This window comes from Mesorhizobium sp. B2-6-4 (assembly GCF_006441495.1).
Classification (GTDB): Bacteria; Pseudomonadota; Alphaproteobacteria; order Rhizobiales; family Rhizobiaceae; genus Mesorhizobium.
In genome coordinates, this window is record NZ_VFUE01000027.1 from 49154 (window position 1) to 63829 (window position 14676).

Here is a 14676-nt window from a genome sequence, read left to right on the forward strand (position 1 = left end):
GCACCCGCTGCGGTATACAAAAAGGCGGCGCCAGTCTCCTGACGCCGCCGTTCTATCTTGTTGCCGATGCCGGCTTTAAGCCGCCGGCTGCGCCTCGATGGTGCGCAGCGCCTGGGTCTGGCGCTTGGCGGCGGCCTTGACGGCATCCTGAACCTTCTCGAAAGCGCGCACTTCGATCTGGCGCACGCGCTCGCGGCTGATGTCGAACTCAGCCGACAGTTCTTCCAGGGTCAGCGGCTCATCGGCGAGGCGGCGCGCCTCGAAGATGCGCCGTTCGCGTTCGTTGAGCACCGCAAGAGCACCCGACAGCATGCCGCGCCGGTTTTCCAGCTCGTCCTGCTCGATCAGCATCTCTTCCTGGCTTTCGTGGTCGTCGACCAGCCAGTCCTGCCATTCGCCGGACTCGCCTTCCGTCGCCCGGATCGGCGCGTTGAGTGAGGCGTCGCCCGACAGGCGGCGGTTCATCGACACGACTTCCGCTTCCGAGACGTTCAGCCTCGTGGCGATTTCGGCGATCTGGTCGGGCTTGAGGTCGCCGTCGTCAAGCGCCTGGATCTTGCTCTTCACCTTGCGCAGGTTGAAGAACAGACGCTTCTGGTTGGCGGTCGTGCCCATCTTGACCAGGCTCCACGAGCGCAGGATGTATTCCTGGATCGAGGCCTTGATCCACCACATGGCGTAGGTCGCGAGGCGGAAGCCACGCTCTGGCTCGAATTTCTTGACGGCCTGCATCAGGCCGACATTGCCTTCCGAGATCACTTCGCCAATCGGCAGGCCGTAGCCGCGATAGCCCATGGCGATCTTGGCGACGAGCCGCAAATGGCTGGTGACGAGCTTGTGCGCTGCGGAAGTGTCCTCATGCTCGGCATAACGCTTGGCGAGCATGTACTCTTCCTGCGGCTGAAGCATCGGAAAGCGGCGGATCTCTTCCAGGTAGCGGCTGAGGCCGCCTTCGCCGGAAACGATACTGGGTAGTGACTGGGCCATGATAGCGCCCCCTCTCTATTGGAGTGATGCCCCCGAAACGCGGCGGGCATGTGACGCGAGCACCAAAGGCTCGCTCGCGACATCAGATATATACAGGAACAAAACCAGAAAAGACAGGCATTTGTTCAACACGAAACAGTGTGTCACGCTGAAGTGAACAACGCCAGTCAGGTTTTTTGATGGTTGATTTGAAGCTTGCCGGGCGGCGGATTCAAAGACTGCGAAAGCCGCCGACGAGTTCCTCCATGTCCCTCGGTATCGGTGCCTCGAACCTCATCGATAGATGGGTAGTCGGATGGCGAAATTCAAGGAGCCAGGCGTGCAAAGCTTGCCGGGAGAAGGCCTTGACCTGGCTTCTCAGCGGTTCGGGCAACCGGTTGGCCTTGGTGCGAAAGGCTTGGCCGTAATCGGGATCACCGAGCACCGGATGACCGATATGGGCCATGTGGACGCGGATCTGATGGGTGCGGCCGGTCTCCAGCCGGCATTCAACCAGACTTGCGGTTGCGAATTCCTTTTGGTTTTCGCCGAAGCGCTCCTGCACCGCAAAATGGGTGACGGCGTGGCGGGCATCGTCGCGTCCTTCGGGTACTACGGCGCGACGTACACGGTCGGCGGCGCGGCCGAGTGGGGCATCCACCGTTCCGGCCGGCCGCTGCGGTATGCCCCAGACCAGCGCCAGGTAGGCGCGCTCGAGATCGCCTGTCAGGCCGTGATCGGCAAAGGCCTCCGAAAGCGCCTTGTGGGCGCGGTCGGTCTTGGCCACGACCATGACGCCGCTGGTTTGCTTGTCGAGGCGATGAACGATGCCCGGCCGGCGCACGCCGCCGATGCCGGACAGGCTGTCGCCGCAATGATGGATCAGCGCATTGACCAGCGTGCCGGTCCAATTGCCGGCGCCGGGATGGACGACAAGCCCGGCGGGTTTGTTGATGACGATCAGTTCGTCATCTTCATAGAGGATATCGAGGGCGATGTTTTCCCCCTGTGGCTCCGCCGGTTCCGGCTCCGGCATGGCGACCGAGACAGTTTCGCCCGGCGACATCTTGCACTTGGTCTCGACAACGGCCTTGCCGTCGACCAAGACCGCGCCCTGCCTGATCAGCATCTGCACGCGGCTGCGCGACATTTCCGGGCCGAGCCTGCCTGCCAGCCACTGATCGATGCGCTGGCCGGCATCGTCGGCGCCGGCCACGAGCACGATCGGTTCTGCCTGCATGAATTGGTCCTCTATCAATCCGGGGGCCTCTTCGTTATGAGCGCTCATCGAGAATCGTTCCGGAATGTTTGCCATGGCCCGCCCCGCCGCCGACGAAGACGCCGTTGTTGAAGGCGGGGAAAAGCCGCTCAACCCCCAGATCGAAAAGGTGCGCGGCAGGCTCATCCGCTTCATGGCCATCAATCTCGGCCTGCTCTTGCTGGCCCTTATGGTGGTGATCGCGGCGATTGTCTACAAATCACGCAAGGCAGCGCCGGTGAGCCCGCCGCTGGCCGGCGACATCCAGGTGCCCGCCGGCGAACCGCTCAGCGGAGACATCGTGCTGCCGGTCGGCGCCAGGGTGGTCAGCCAGTCGCTATCCGGCAATCGCGTCTCGATCGAGGCCGAACTTGTCGATGGCAGCCGCACGATCTTCGTCTACGATATGGGCGAGCGGCGCATAATCGGCCGCTTCGCAATCCGCAACAAATGAAGCCCGGCGCGCAATGACCGGCTTTGCCGAAAACCGTCATATCGCCACCGTTGCGCTGGTCGTCGACAGCTATGACGAAGCAATCGACTGGTATGTCGAGCGAATGGGCTTTGTGCTCCTGGAGAATGTGGACCTTGGCGGCGGCAAGCGCTGGGTGACGGTCGCGCCGGCCAGCGGGCGCGGCGCGCGGCTGCTTCTGGCCGAGGCCTCCGACGAGGCACAAAGGAAGAGCATCGGCAACCAGACCGGCGGGCGGGTTTTTCTCTTCCTGGAAACCGACAACTTTGCCCGCGATCATGCGGCGATGGTGGCGAAGGGCGTCGAATTTCGCGAGCCACCGCGCTTGGAGCCCTACGGCACGGTGGCGGTTTTCGCCGATCTCCACGGCAATCTATGGGACCTGATCGAGCCAAAACGCTAGCAGCAGCCAGCTTTTTCTTGATCCCGGGAAAGCCGGCGGACCCCAGTTGCTTTTTCTCCGCCGCCAGCCTATATCGCCGGTTCTTGAACGCGCCCATCGTCTAGCGGTCAGGACACCGCCCTCTCACGGCGGGAACAGGGGTTCGATTCCCCTTGGGCGTACCAAGAAGGCGACGGCTCAGCCGTTGATGATCCCTCCAGCATCAAACAATGTTCAAGGCCTCCGCGGAAGCTTCGTCATATGCGCGCATATGACCGCATGGAGCGCTGGCAAAAGCCGGGCTCGGAGCTATGGCATGGCGGCTTCGATTAACGTTTCGTTTACCTATAATCTGTCTATTGGAGACAATTCACCCGCGACCACGGATGTACTGGCGCTGCGGTGAAAACAAAGGTCGGCCCACTGCCGGCCTTTTGTTTTTTGGCCGGCCGCTGCGGGCAGGGCTGCCTCCAATGCTTTCGCCAAAGCATATTGCCCTTGCCATCTCCAGCCCTACCATCAATCCTGACGATCGCACGCGGGCGGCCGGAAGGGTCGACGGTGGAGGAATTGCAATGAAAAGAACCGCTGGAATGCTCCTGATTAGCGGCGCATTGGCGATTGGCGCCACCTGCCCGTCGGCTGCCGCCCAGCTCAACACGATGGACGAAGTCGGCACGGCGATCCAGGCATGCTGGACGCCGCCGGCGGATGCTGGAAATTCCATCGTCACTCTGAGCTTCAGCTTCAAGCGCGACGGCACGCTGCTTGGTCCGCCACGGCCGACCGCCGCCAAGGTGGCCGGCGACGACAAGGCGCGAAAGTCGTTCATCGACGCCGCAATGACCGCGGTGAAGAATTGCACGCCGCTCAGCCTTTCGCCGCAACTGGCGCAAGGGATTGCCGGCAACGTGTTCACCTTGCAATTCGTATCTCCCAAGATCGGCCAATAGCTGTTTTCCGCAACTCTCCGCGCAGGGCGCGCCGCGGCTTAATGCGCTAGAGCCGTTCGGCGTTCGGATCGCCGATCCCGCTTCAATTTTTTACGCAATCCTGACGGAAAACGTCTGCCAGCCAGCCGCTCAGGTAGCGACTACCACCAAACCATCTCGCCCAGCACCGCCTTCACCGGTCAGTGGCTGGTACGCCGCGCCTCGGCGTGCCGCGCCAGGTCGGGTGTCTCGAAGACGTAGTCGTTCCAAGCCGATTCCGGGATTTGCCCGGCCAGATAGCATTCCAGCAGCAGGTTTTGCTCGGCGCTCAGGGGCCTCGGATCAAGTCCCAGGGAATGAAAAAGATTTCTTGTCAGTTCCGATACCGTGACCTGGATCGACATCTGCGTTCTCCTTCGCGCTTCAACGCGAAAGGACGGGCAAAGGTTTCAGGGCCCGTTTCCGGTAACGCCGGAGTGATTCGGCAGGCCTGCCAGCCGTCGGTCCGGCTGCATTGTTTTGCAGTTCGTCTCAACCTTGAAATAAAAATGCAATATTGAATTCACAGAGGTTCTTCTATTAAACTAAAGACAAGTCTCTCAATGCATGGAGACTAGAAAGATTAGATAAAACTCATTTAGCGAAAGCTTACCGAAGTCGAAAGAGTTGTCATTCCAGGTTCTCAGCAACAAGGACCGCGTCCTTCCGATGATCCGTTTCTGGTCCCCCATGATGATCGCGTTCGTCACCCTGACCGTGCTCGCGCTCGGCATGTCCAGTTCTTATGCCGACAGTTGCAGTGCAATAAGAAATCAGTTGTCTTCGGCCGGCCGTGGCGGCGGCACGAGCCCCGAGCTTGCCCAGTTGCACCGCCAGCTTGCCGCGATCCAAGGCATCGAGAGGCAGCGCAAGTGTACGGCGAAAAATTCCCTCGGTGGTTTCTTCAACGCATGCGCCGATCTTGCCAGGAACAGGAGCGAGGTGCAGCGCCAGATCGCTGCGGCCTCCAGTTCAGGCCGGGACATGTCGGGGCTGCGGGCACGCTTTGTCGCGCTTGGCTGCGCGCCAGCGGCAAAGCGCGCGGCGGCGAAGACCCAATCGGTGTCTGCGGCGGCGCCAGCGGCGAGGGCAACGGGCGCCGGCAACGCGATGCTGTTCTGCGTGCGCCTTTCGGATGGATATTTCTTCCCAGCACCCAAGTCGCAGTTCGCCGGCAGCGACGATGTGAAGGATATGGCCGATCAATGCCGCTACATCTGCGACGAGCCGGGCGTCGACCTCTATACGCTCAGCGACGTCAGCCTCGAAACCGAAAAGATGGTCTCTCTCGACACGCGCAAGCCCTACACCGATCTGCCGACCGCATTCCGCTACCGCGACGACGTCAATTTCAAGGCATGTGACCTAAAACGCTACTACAGCAGGGTCGCCGAATTGAGGGCCCGAACGGTAACGCCCACAAACATGACCAATGCCATCATCCCCTTGCCGTCGGCCAAGCCGGACCTCGGCAGCGTCGCGGCAATTCCCGCGGCGGACGCCGAAGCCTCCGGGGCGGCCCAGCATCAGTCGATAGAGGCCGGCAAGCGGCCGGTGAGAATAGTCGGCCCGGCCTTCTTCCCAGCCGAATGATTATCCGCCCCGGGGGTAGGCGCCGGTTTCCCAGCCAATGTCAGTTTTGGGTGGCACCCATCAGTCGCAGACCATGCGAACCCTCTTTCCGGGTTCGCTGACATTCCTGCATGCCAGGGGCTTTTCCTCATCGGAGGACGGCGGAGGTGGCCTCGAAACTCTTGAAAGATGACGTCTCGGTGCGGCGCGCGGCGCGGGCCTGCGCTCGGAAAACCGGGTTGGCGGTTGTGGCGGCGCCGGAAAAGCGCCGTTTTCCATTCCGGACGGCCCGTATTCCACATTGGGCGGCGGCCGGTCCCAGAAACGCCGGGCATCGAGCGGGCGCGGAATGACGACGGTGCCGTCATAGCTGCGCGAACAGCCGCTGCCGAAAAGCAGCGCCGCGCTCAGCAAGCAAGGCACAATCCGTCCAAACATCAGCAACACCCCAATATTGGCTTATAGCGCGGCTTCGATCCGGCCGACAACCGGGCGCAATGGCGCAGGCCAGGGCCCGTCCGGTGCGCAACGGCTTGTTAAGGTTAGCGGATCGTTAATGCTTCTCGGGCACATTCCGCCGACGAACCGCGGAGGGAGGGTTCGGCCTTGGATTCGGGGTGGGGACGGCATGGCTGAAGCGAACGAGACAGCCGGCGTGCGCGGCGAGCGCGGGTCGGGCGAAATGACAGTGAACGACGCGGCCTCGTTCACCGCAGGCATGGATTTGGCCATGCTACGCCAGCTGGTCGAGACGGGCTCGGACTGGATCTGGGAGACCGATGCCGAGCTGCGCTTTTCCTGGCTTTCGCACAACTACCAGGCGGTCACGGGCATCGACCCGGCCGCCGTGCTCGGCCGCTTCCGTTTCGATTTCCTGAAGCAGGTCCTGAACGGCAACCGCAGCGCGGCAATGCATCTGGAGGATCTGCAGGCGCATCGGCCGTTCCGTGACTTTGTCTACGAACTGAAGGGAGGTCGCGCCGATTGCCGCTGGGTGCTGACCTCAGGCTTTCCACGCTTCGATGACGAGGGGAAATTCGCCGGCTATCGTGGCATTGGACGCAATGTCACGGGATTGGCCGTCGCCTTCGAAGAACTGGAGCAGAAGCAGCAAGGAGAGGCGTCTTCGGGAGGCCTTCCCGACCTTCGCACGATGGTCGATTCGATGCCGATCGGGATCATGGTCCTCGACGCCGACCTGCGCGCCGAAGTGATCAACCAGGCCTTCTACAATTTGTGGAAAATCGATCCCCAGCGCGCCGGGATCGGCTCGGGCTTCCGCGAGTTGATGGAGGCCAGCCGCGCCGCCGATTCCTACGGCGCCGACGACGTTGCCTGGCAGCGTCATACCGCCGAGCGCGAGGCCGAGATCAGGGCCGGCGTCGCCGGCTCGAGACAATTGCCGCGCAATGACGGGCGTACCCTGGTTGCGTCGCTGGCCCCGCTGGCCGGCGGCAAGCGGCTCATCTCCTATGTCGATGTCACCGACATGAAGGATCGCGAGGCCGAGCTGGCCGACGCGCTGGAAAAGGCGCGACTGGCGGAAGCGGTGATCAACGGCGTCAAGGATCCGATCTTCGTCAAGGATGACGATCTGCGCTTCGTCTTCGTCAACGAGGCGTTTGCGGGCCTGTTCGGCCAGACGCCGCAAACCATGCTTGGCAAGCCCGGCGGCAATTTTCTCGCGCCGGCCGAGGTTGCGCTGTTCGAGAAAAGCGAGCGCGAGGTGCTGGCGACCGGGCGGCCTTACGAGGTGGAGGAAAGCTTCGAGGTCGACGGCGTCAACCGCTCGCGCGTCGTCAGGAAGAACCGCGTTAGAATGGTAAGCGGCCGCAACTACGTGGCCGGCTTCCTCTTCGACGTCTCGGACATGAAGGGCCGTGAGACCGAGGCGCAGGACGCCCGCAAACACCTGGCCAGCGTGCTGGAATCGCTGCCGGCCGCCGTGATCATCTACGACCGCGAGGACAATTTCGTTTTCGCCAACCGCAAGATGCAGGACACGCTGCCGGCGTTGAAGCCGGCGTGGCAGCCCGGCCGCACCTTCCGCGACGCGCTGGCACTCGGTCATTCGGCTGACTATTTCCGCTCGAGCGGCGATCCGCGGGTCGATGCGCTCTATGATGGCGATCTCGATGGCTGGCTGGACAGCATCCTCGCCCGTTACCACCTGCCATACTCATCCTTCGAACGTCTCAATCCCGACGGCCGCTGGTATCAGGTTTATGACATGCGCACCGATGACGGCACGTTCATCGGCGTGCGCGTCGACATCTCCGAGATCAAGAGCCGCGAAAAGGCGCTGCACGATTCGATGCGGCAGATCGACCTGTTCCGGCACGTGCTGGACGAACTGCCCGTGGCCGCCTTCATCAAGGCGCAGGACCTCAGCATCGAGTTCGTCAACAAGGCCTGGTGCGCGATCACCGGGCTCGCCAAGGAAGACGTTATCGGCCGCACCGATCGGCAGCTGTTCGGCGACGGAGATGGAGAAAGCTACAGCCTGGACGATACCGAGGTTGCCCTCACGGGCAGCGTCAGGGAGGTCGAGGAGCCCGTCACCCATCGCGACGGCACGGTGCGGCAGTTGATGACGCGCAAGAGCCGGCTGGTGGCGCTGGACGGATCGGTGCATCTGGTCGGCTCCAGCACCGACATCACCGAGGTCAAGGCGCGCGAGCGGGCGCTGGAAGAAAGCATGCGCGAGAACGAGGTGTTCCGCAGCCTGATCGACAACGTGCCGGTGTCGATCTATGCCAAACGCTCCGATCTCAGGCAATTCTACGTCAACAAGGGCTGGTGCGATCTCACCGGCTTCAGCAAGCAGGACGCGATCGGCAAGACCGATATCGAAATTTTCGGGCCCGACGGCGAAGCCTTCGTCAATGGCGACCTCGCGGTGCTGCGCAGCGGCGAAACCCAGGAGGTCGAGGAGACGGTGATGCTCCCGGACGGCAGCGTGCGCCACCAGTTCGCCCGCAAGGGCGCGATGATCGCGTCCGACGGGTCGCTCTACCTGATCGGGTCGACCACCGACATCACCGAATTGAAGCTGCGCGAGGCGGAACTGCGCGAGGCGCGCCAGCGCGCCATACTTGCCGACCGCGCCAAGTCGGAATTCCTCGCCAATATGAGCCATGAGATTCGCACCCCGATGAACGGCGTGCTGGGCATGGCCGAACTCCTGGCCAAATCCGATCTCGATCCGAAGCAGAAGACCTTCACCGACATCATCGTCAAATCGGGCAACGCGCTGCTCACCATCATCAACGATATCCTGGATTTCTCCAAGATCGATGCCGGCCAGTTGGTGCTCGATCCCGCCCCCTTCAATCTCGCCGAGGCGATCGAGGACGTGGCGACGCTGGTGTCGACGCGGGCCAAGGAAAAGGACCTCGAGCTCATCGTGCGCATCGAGCCTGGGCTCGAAAGCCTGTTCATCGGCGATGTCGGCCGCATCCGGCAGATCGTCACCAACCTGCTCGGCAATGCGGTGAAGTTCACCGAAGAAGGCCATGTGCTCGTCGACGTCACCGGCGAAAGTGTGCCGGACGGAACCAGGCTGACGATCTCGGTCACCGACACCGGGATCGGCATCCCTGAGGAAAAGCTGAAACAGGTGTTCGAGAAATTCAGTCAGGTCGACACCTCCTCGACGAGGCGGCATGAGGGCACTGGGCTCGGGCTCGCGATCACCTCGCGGCTGGTCGAATTGATGGGCGGCGACATCGGCGTGGAAAGCGCCGAAGGCAAGGGGTCGACCTTCTGGTTCACGGTCACGCTGCCCAGGGCCGGACAACAGAACGCGCAGCGCATCATGCCGGTGGACGTGACCGGCGCGCGGGTGCTGATCGTCGACGACAATGCCGTCAACCGCGCCATCCTGACCGAGCAGATGACGTCATGGACCTTCGATTCCTGCGCGGCCGAGAGCGGCGCCGAGGGACTGAAAGTGCTGATCGCGGCCGCCGCCTACGGCGTGCCGGTCGATTGCGTCGTGCTCGATTATCAGATGCCCGAGATGAGCGGCGCCGAGATGGCAGGTGTCGTGCGCAACACCGCCGGGCTTGCCGACACGCCGATCATCATGCTGACCTCCGTCGACCAGTCGCTGGCCAACACCAGTTACCGCGATCTCGGCATTGATGCCCAACTCATCAAGCCCGCACGCTCCTCGGTGCTCCTGGAAACGCTGGTCGCCACCATCCAGCGGCATCGCCACGCCACGGATGTCGCCCGGCCGCTTGCTGTCGAGGGAGGCGGCGGGAACAATCCGCAGTCACCGCCACCGGCGGCAGGGCAACGCGCGTTGCTGCAGCCGCCGCCGGTCAGGCCTCGGCTTGCCGCGACTGGCGGCGAGCAGCGGCTGGACATCCTCGTGGCCGAGGACAATGAGGTCAACCAGATGGTCTTCACCCAGATCCTCGGCGAGACCGGCTACGGTTTCGAGATCGTCGGCAATGGCCGCAAGGCGCTGGACGCTTTCGGCAGGCTCAATCCGTGCATGATCCTGATGGACGTCTCGATGCCGGAGATGAACGGGCTCGAGGCAACCGCCGCCATCCGCCGGCTGGAAGAGGAAACCGGCACGCATGTGCCGATCGTCGGGGTCACCGCGCATGCGCTCAAGGGCGATCGCGAACGCTGCCTGGACGCCGGCATGGATGATTATCTGCCCAAGCCGATCAGCCCCAGGGCCCTGCTCGAAAAGGTCGAGCGCTGGGTCGGCGCTGGTCGCCAGGCCCGGCGCAACGCGGGATAGACTTTGCGCCTTCGGCCGGATTGCGGCGAGAATCACCCGGGGCCGGCTGCAGCCCTTCGAGCAAGACTATGGTGCGATCGCACCATATCAAAGCCGGCGTCCAGCCGGGACAATGACGGCATCGATTTCCGCTCTCTTCTAGTTACGGGCGGGAGCAGCGACCGCCAGTATGAAGCAGCGTCAATCTACCCCAACGGACCTGTTTTTGGCGATGGCCCGGCCAAGACATCCTCTGGCCTCGAGCGACGCGCTCCCGTCCGGCTTTTCTTCGATCAGCGATCCATGCCGAATCCGATGGCTGTTTGGGTGGCCGGATAGCGCAAGTCCCTGATTCCCGAAGGCAAACCGGCGCCATGCCGCAGCCGCTAATCGCCATCGCCTTTCCAGGCGCCGGCGACGCGTTACCGGGCTGACACGAAACTGTCATGCGACTGTTATAATCGAACGCTATTGGCCTCAGCGGGCGCTGGCAAGGAATGGCGCCGAGAGACCATCTTCCGAACAGGAGCAGGCCATATGAGACATTTCATCCGCTCGGCGGCCGTTGCGATCGCAATGGCTGCGGCGTCCACCCTCACCCTTTCCGCGGCAATGGCAGCTGACATCTCCGGTGCCGGCGCCACCTTCCCTTACCCGATCTATGCGAAGTGGGCCGATGCCTACAAGAAGGAGACCGGCATCGGTCTCAACTACCAGTCGATCGGCTCGGGCGGCGGCATCAAGCAGATCAAAGCCAAGACCGTCACCTTCGGCGCTTCCGATGCGCCGCTGAAGGGCGAGGATCTCGAATCCACCGGACTTGCACAGTTCCCGATGGTGATGGGCGGCATCGTTCCGGTCGTCAATCTCGAAGGCATCAAGCCGGGCGAACTGGTGCTCGACGGCCCGACGCTGGCCGATATCTTCGTCGGCAAGATCACCAACTGGAATGACGCGGCGATCGCCAAGCTCAATCCCGACGTCAAGCTTCCCGACCAGGCGATCGCCGTCGTGCATCGCTCCGACGGTTCGGGCACCACGTTCAACTTCAGCTACTACCTGGCCGACGTCAGCGCCGACTGGAAGTCGAAGGTCGGCGTCAACACCGCGCTCGAATGGCCGGTTGGCATCGGCGCCAAGGGCAATGAAGGCGTCGCCAACAACGTCTCGCAGACCGGTGGCTCGATCGGCTATGTCGAATACGCCTACGCCAAGCAGAACAAGTTGACCTATGCCGACATGATCAACAAGGACGGCAAGAAGGTCGAGCCGACGGCGGCGGCGTTCTCGGCGGCGGCGGCCAATGCCGACTGGAGCTCGCAGCCTGGTTACGGCGTCATCCTGGCCAACCAGCCGGGCGCCGAATCCTGGCCGATGACGTCGGCGACCTGGATCCTGGTCTACAAGAAGCCCGGCGACGTGGCGGCGACCGGTGAAGCGCTCAAGTTCTTCGCCTGGTCCTACGCGAAGGGCGACGACATGGCCGGGGCGCTGGACTACGTTCCGATCCCCGACGCGGTCGTCAAGAGCGTCGAGGATATGTGGGCCAAGGACATCGTCGGCGAAGACGGCAAGCCGCTCTATTCCGCCATGTAATCCCTGCTGAACGAGGAGGGCGCTTCACGGCGCCCTCCCTGTCTTCCTTGAAACGCGAGGGCCAGATGACCGCCGTCTCCGAAGCCATGCCATCGTCGGCCGCCATGCGGGCCAGGGAAGCGACGGTCCGACGCTTCGCGCTCACCGATACGATTTTCCGGACGGCGACACGCTTTTCCGCCATCCTCGTCCTGCTCATCCTCGGCGGCGTGGCGATTTCGCTGTTTGCCGGCTCGTGGGAAGCGCTGTCGAAATTCGGGTTCTCCTTCCTGACGACCGAATCGTGGAACCCGGTCACCGAGAATTTCGGAGCGCTGGCCCCGATCTACGGAACCATCGTCACCGCCGCCATCGCCATCCTGATCGCCGTTCCCATCGGCATCGGCATCGCCATCTTCCTTACCGAACTCTGCCCGCGGCCACTCCGGCGCCCCATCGGCATCGCCGTCGAGCTGCTTGCCGGCATACCCTCCATCATCTACGGCATCTGGGGCCTGTTCGTGTTCGCGCCGTTCCTGCAGACGACGGTGCAGCCCTTCATCATCAAGCTTTTCCACGACGTGCCGGGACTCTCCAGCCTGTTTTCCGGCCCGCCCTACGGCATCGGCCTTCTGACCTCGGCGCTGATCCTTGCCATCATGGTCCTGCCCTTCATCACCTCGATCACCAAGGATGTCTTCGACACGGTGCCGGCGGTGCTGAAGGAATCGGCCTACGGCATCGGCTGCACGACCTGGGAGGTCACGCGCCGCGTCGTCATCCCCTATACCCGCGTCGGCATCATGGGCGGCGTCATGCTCGGCCTCGGCCGCGCGCTCGGCGAAACCATGGCGGTAACCTTCGTCATCGGCAACGCCCACCGCATCAGCGCCTCGCTGTTCGCGCCCGGCACGACGATCTCGGCGACCATCGCCAACGAGTTCACCGAAGCCGACGGCGATCTCTATACGTCTTCGCTGGTGGCGCTCGGCCTGATCCTGTTCGTCATCACTTTCCTGATCCTTGCCCTTGCGCGCTACATGCTGCTGCGCATGGACAGCCGCACGGGAGCCTGACCGATGTCGACGGCCACATCGCTTCACAATCGACGCAAGCGCAGGAATGCCGTGATGATGACGCTATGCGTCACGGCGGCGGGCATCGGCCTGGCCTGGCTGGCGCTCATCCTCGGCGCACTGCTCTATAAGGGCCTGTCGGGTGTTTCGCTCTCTGTGTTCACCGAAATGACACCGCCGCCCGGCGATGCCGGCGGCCTGCTCAATGCCATCTACGGCAGTATCATGATGACAGTCATCGCCGTCATCGTCGGCACGCCGATCGGTGTCCTCGCCGGGACCTACATGGCCGAATATGGCCGCTTCTCGCGCCTCACCACCGTCGTGCGCTTCATCAACGACATCCTGCTGTCGGCACCCTCGATCATCGTCGGCCTGTTCGTCTACGAGTTGCTGGTGCGGCCGATGGGACATTTCTCGGCGATCGCCGGTGCCGTCGCGCTGGCCATCCTGGTCATCCCGGTCGTCGTGCGCACCACCGAGGACATGCTCAACCTGGTGCCGAACGCCCTGCGCGAGGCCGGCGCCGCGATCGGCGCGCCGCGCTGGGTGGTCATCCGCTCGGTCGCCTACCGTGCGGCGCTGTCGGGTATCGTCACTGGCATATTGCTGGCCATCGCCCGCATTTCCGGCGAGACGGCGCCGCTGCTCTTCACGGCGCTCAACAACCAGTTCTGGTCGAGTAATCTCAATGCGCCGATGGCCAGCCTGCCCGTCACTATCTTCCAGTTCGCTCTCAGCCCCTACGAGGAATGGCAGCAGCTGGCGTGGACCGGCGCACTCATAATCACCCTTACGGTTCTCGGGCTGAGCATCTTCGCCCGCAGCCTTACCGGACGCAGAGAGGACAGATGAAACCGATGTTGTCCACCGAGTTGAACACGCCCGAAGTCGCGGTCGAGAAAGCCAAGATCGAGGTCAAGAACCTCAATTTCTACTATGGCCAGTCGAAGGCGCTGAAGGATATCAGCCTGTCGCTGCCCGAGCGCAGCGTCACCGCCTTCATCGGGCCTTCGGGCTGCGGGAAGTCGACGCTGCTGCGCGTCTTCAACCGCATCTATGAGCTCTACCCGAGGCAGAGCGCCGAGGGCCAGGTGCTGCTCGACGGCCAGAATATCCTCGACCGCTCGCAGGACCTCAACCTGCTCAGGACCAAGATCGGCATGGTGTTCCAGAAGCCGACGCCGTTCCCGATGTCGATCTACGAGAACATCGCCTTCGGCGTCAGGCTCTATGAGAAGCTCAGCAAGGCGGAGATGGACGGCCGTGTCGAGCAGGCGCTGAAGCGCGCGGCACTGTGGAGCGAGGTCAAGGACAAGCTCAACGCCAGCGGCCTCAGCCTTTCGGGCGGCCAGCAGCAGCGCCTCTGCATCGCCCGCACTGTGGCGGTAAAGCCGGAGGTCATCCTGCTCGACGAGCCTGCCTCGGCGCTCGATCCGCTGTCGACCGCCAAGATCGAGGAGCTGATCGACGAGTTGCAGGCCGATTATACGATCGTCATCGTCACCCACAACATGCAGCAGGCGGCGCGCGTGTCGAAGCAGACCGCCTTCATGTATCTGGGCGAGCTGGTCGAGTTCGACCGCACCGAGAAGATCTTCACGTCGCCCCGCGAGAAGCGCACGCAGGACTATATCACCGGCCGCTTCGGCTGATCCCAGGC

12 protein-coding genes and 1 tRNA gene are annotated in these 14676 nt (G+C 63.0%); 10 read left to right on the forward strand and 3 right to left on the reverse strand.

Annotation, left to right across the window (positions count from 1 at the left end; genetic code table 11):
- Positions 1 to 75: 75 nt before the first annotated feature.
- Both rpoH and FJ426_RS28010 read right to left on the reverse strand, forming a co-directional pair.
- Positions 76 to 987, reverse strand: coding sequence for an RNA polymerase sigma factor RpoH (gene rpoH / locus FJ426_RS28005; protein WP_140825661.1), 912 nt, complete (start codon positions 985 to 987; stop codon positions 76 to 78).
- Between the two features lie 211 nt (positions 988 to 1198).
- Positions 1199 to 2254 (reverse strand): RluA family pseudouridine synthase, encoded by a 1056-nt coding sequence (locus FJ426_RS28010; protein ID WP_140517878.1) that lies wholly within the window; start codon positions 2252 to 2254, stop codon positions 1199 to 1201.
- Between the two features lie 25 nt (positions 2255 to 2279).
- Between FJ426_RS28010 and FJ426_RS28015 the strand changes: the two genes are divergently transcribed.
- From FJ426_RS28015 to FJ426_RS28030, 4 genes are all read left to right on the forward strand, one after another.
- Positions 2280 to 2678 carry a fimbrial protein gene (locus tag FJ426_RS28015; RefSeq protein ID WP_140561558.1) on the forward strand — a complete coding sequence of 133 codons (399 nt, stop codon included), beginning with the start codon at positions 2280 to 2282 and terminating at the stop codon, positions 2676 to 2678.
- A gap of 13 nt (positions 2679 to 2691) precedes the next feature.
- On the forward strand, positions 2692 to 3099 hold the full coding sequence (locus FJ426_RS28020) for a VOC family protein (RefSeq protein ID WP_140525467.1): 408 nt from the start codon (positions 2692 to 2694) through the stop codon (positions 3097 to 3099).
- 89 nt (positions 3100 to 3188) lie between these two features.
- A tRNA-Glu gene (locus FJ426_RS28025) sits at positions 3189 to 3263 on the forward strand.
- A gap of 390 nt (positions 3264 to 3653) precedes the next feature.
- Positions 3654 to 4031 (forward strand): hypothetical protein, encoded by a 378-nt coding sequence (locus tag FJ426_RS28030; RefSeq protein WP_140500560.1) that lies wholly within the window; start codon positions 3654 to 3656, stop codon positions 4029 to 4031.
- 179 nt (positions 4032 to 4210) lie between these two features.
- Here the strand turns inward: FJ426_RS28030 and FJ426_RS28035 are convergent, their stop codons facing one another.
- Positions 4211 to 4414 carry a hypothetical protein gene (locus FJ426_RS28035; RefSeq protein WP_140500562.1) on the reverse strand — a complete coding sequence of 68 codons (204 nt, stop codon included), beginning with the start codon at positions 4412 to 4414 and terminating at the stop codon, positions 4211 to 4213.
- Between the two features lie 304 nt (positions 4415 to 4718).
- On the opposite strand from FJ426_RS28035, the gene FJ426_RS28040 reads away from it, so the two are divergent.
- The 6 genes from FJ426_RS28040 to pstB all read left to right on the forward strand — a co-directional run bounded on the left by FJ426_RS28040 (position 4719) and on the right by pstB (position 14668).
- Complete coding sequence (locus FJ426_RS28040; RefSeq protein ID WP_140561563.1) at positions 4719 to 5642, forward strand: DUF2865 domain-containing protein; 924 nt, start codon at positions 4719 to 4721, stop codon at positions 5640 to 5642.
- Positions 5643 to 6249: 607 nt separating this feature from the next.
- On the forward strand, positions 6250 to 10383 hold the full coding sequence (locus tag FJ426_RS28050) for a PAS domain-containing protein (RefSeq protein ID WP_181172797.1): 4134 nt from the start codon (positions 6250 to 6252) through the stop codon (positions 10381 to 10383).
- A 516-nt stretch (positions 10384 to 10899) separates the two neighbouring features.
- A complete protein-coding gene (gene pstS, locus FJ426_RS28055) occupies positions 10900 to 11958 on the forward strand; it encodes a phosphate ABC transporter substrate-binding protein PstS (RefSeq protein WP_140517885.1) in 1059 nt (352 codons plus the stop codon).
- Between the two features lie 65 nt (positions 11959 to 12023).
- Positions 12024 to 13013, forward strand: a complete 990-nt coding sequence (pstC, locus tag FJ426_RS28060) for a phosphate ABC transporter permease subunit PstC (protein ID WP_140561567.1) — start codon at positions 12024 to 12026, stop codon at positions 13011 to 13013.
- A 3-nt stretch (positions 13014 to 13016) separates the two neighbouring features.
- On the forward strand, positions 13017 to 13868 hold the full coding sequence (gene pstA / locus FJ426_RS28065; protein ID WP_140500572.1) for a phosphate ABC transporter permease PstA: 852 nt from the start codon (positions 13017 to 13019) through the stop codon (positions 13866 to 13868).
- Positions 13865 to 14668: a phosphate ABC transporter ATP-binding protein PstB gene (pstB, locus tag FJ426_RS28070; protein WP_140561568.1), complete on the forward strand. Its 804-nt coding sequence runs from the start codon at positions 13865 to 13867 to the stop codon at positions 14666 to 14668. The genes pstA and pstB overlap by 4 nt, the downstream gene beginning before the upstream one ends.
- The last annotated feature ends 8 nt before the right edge of the window (positions 14669 to 14676 follow it).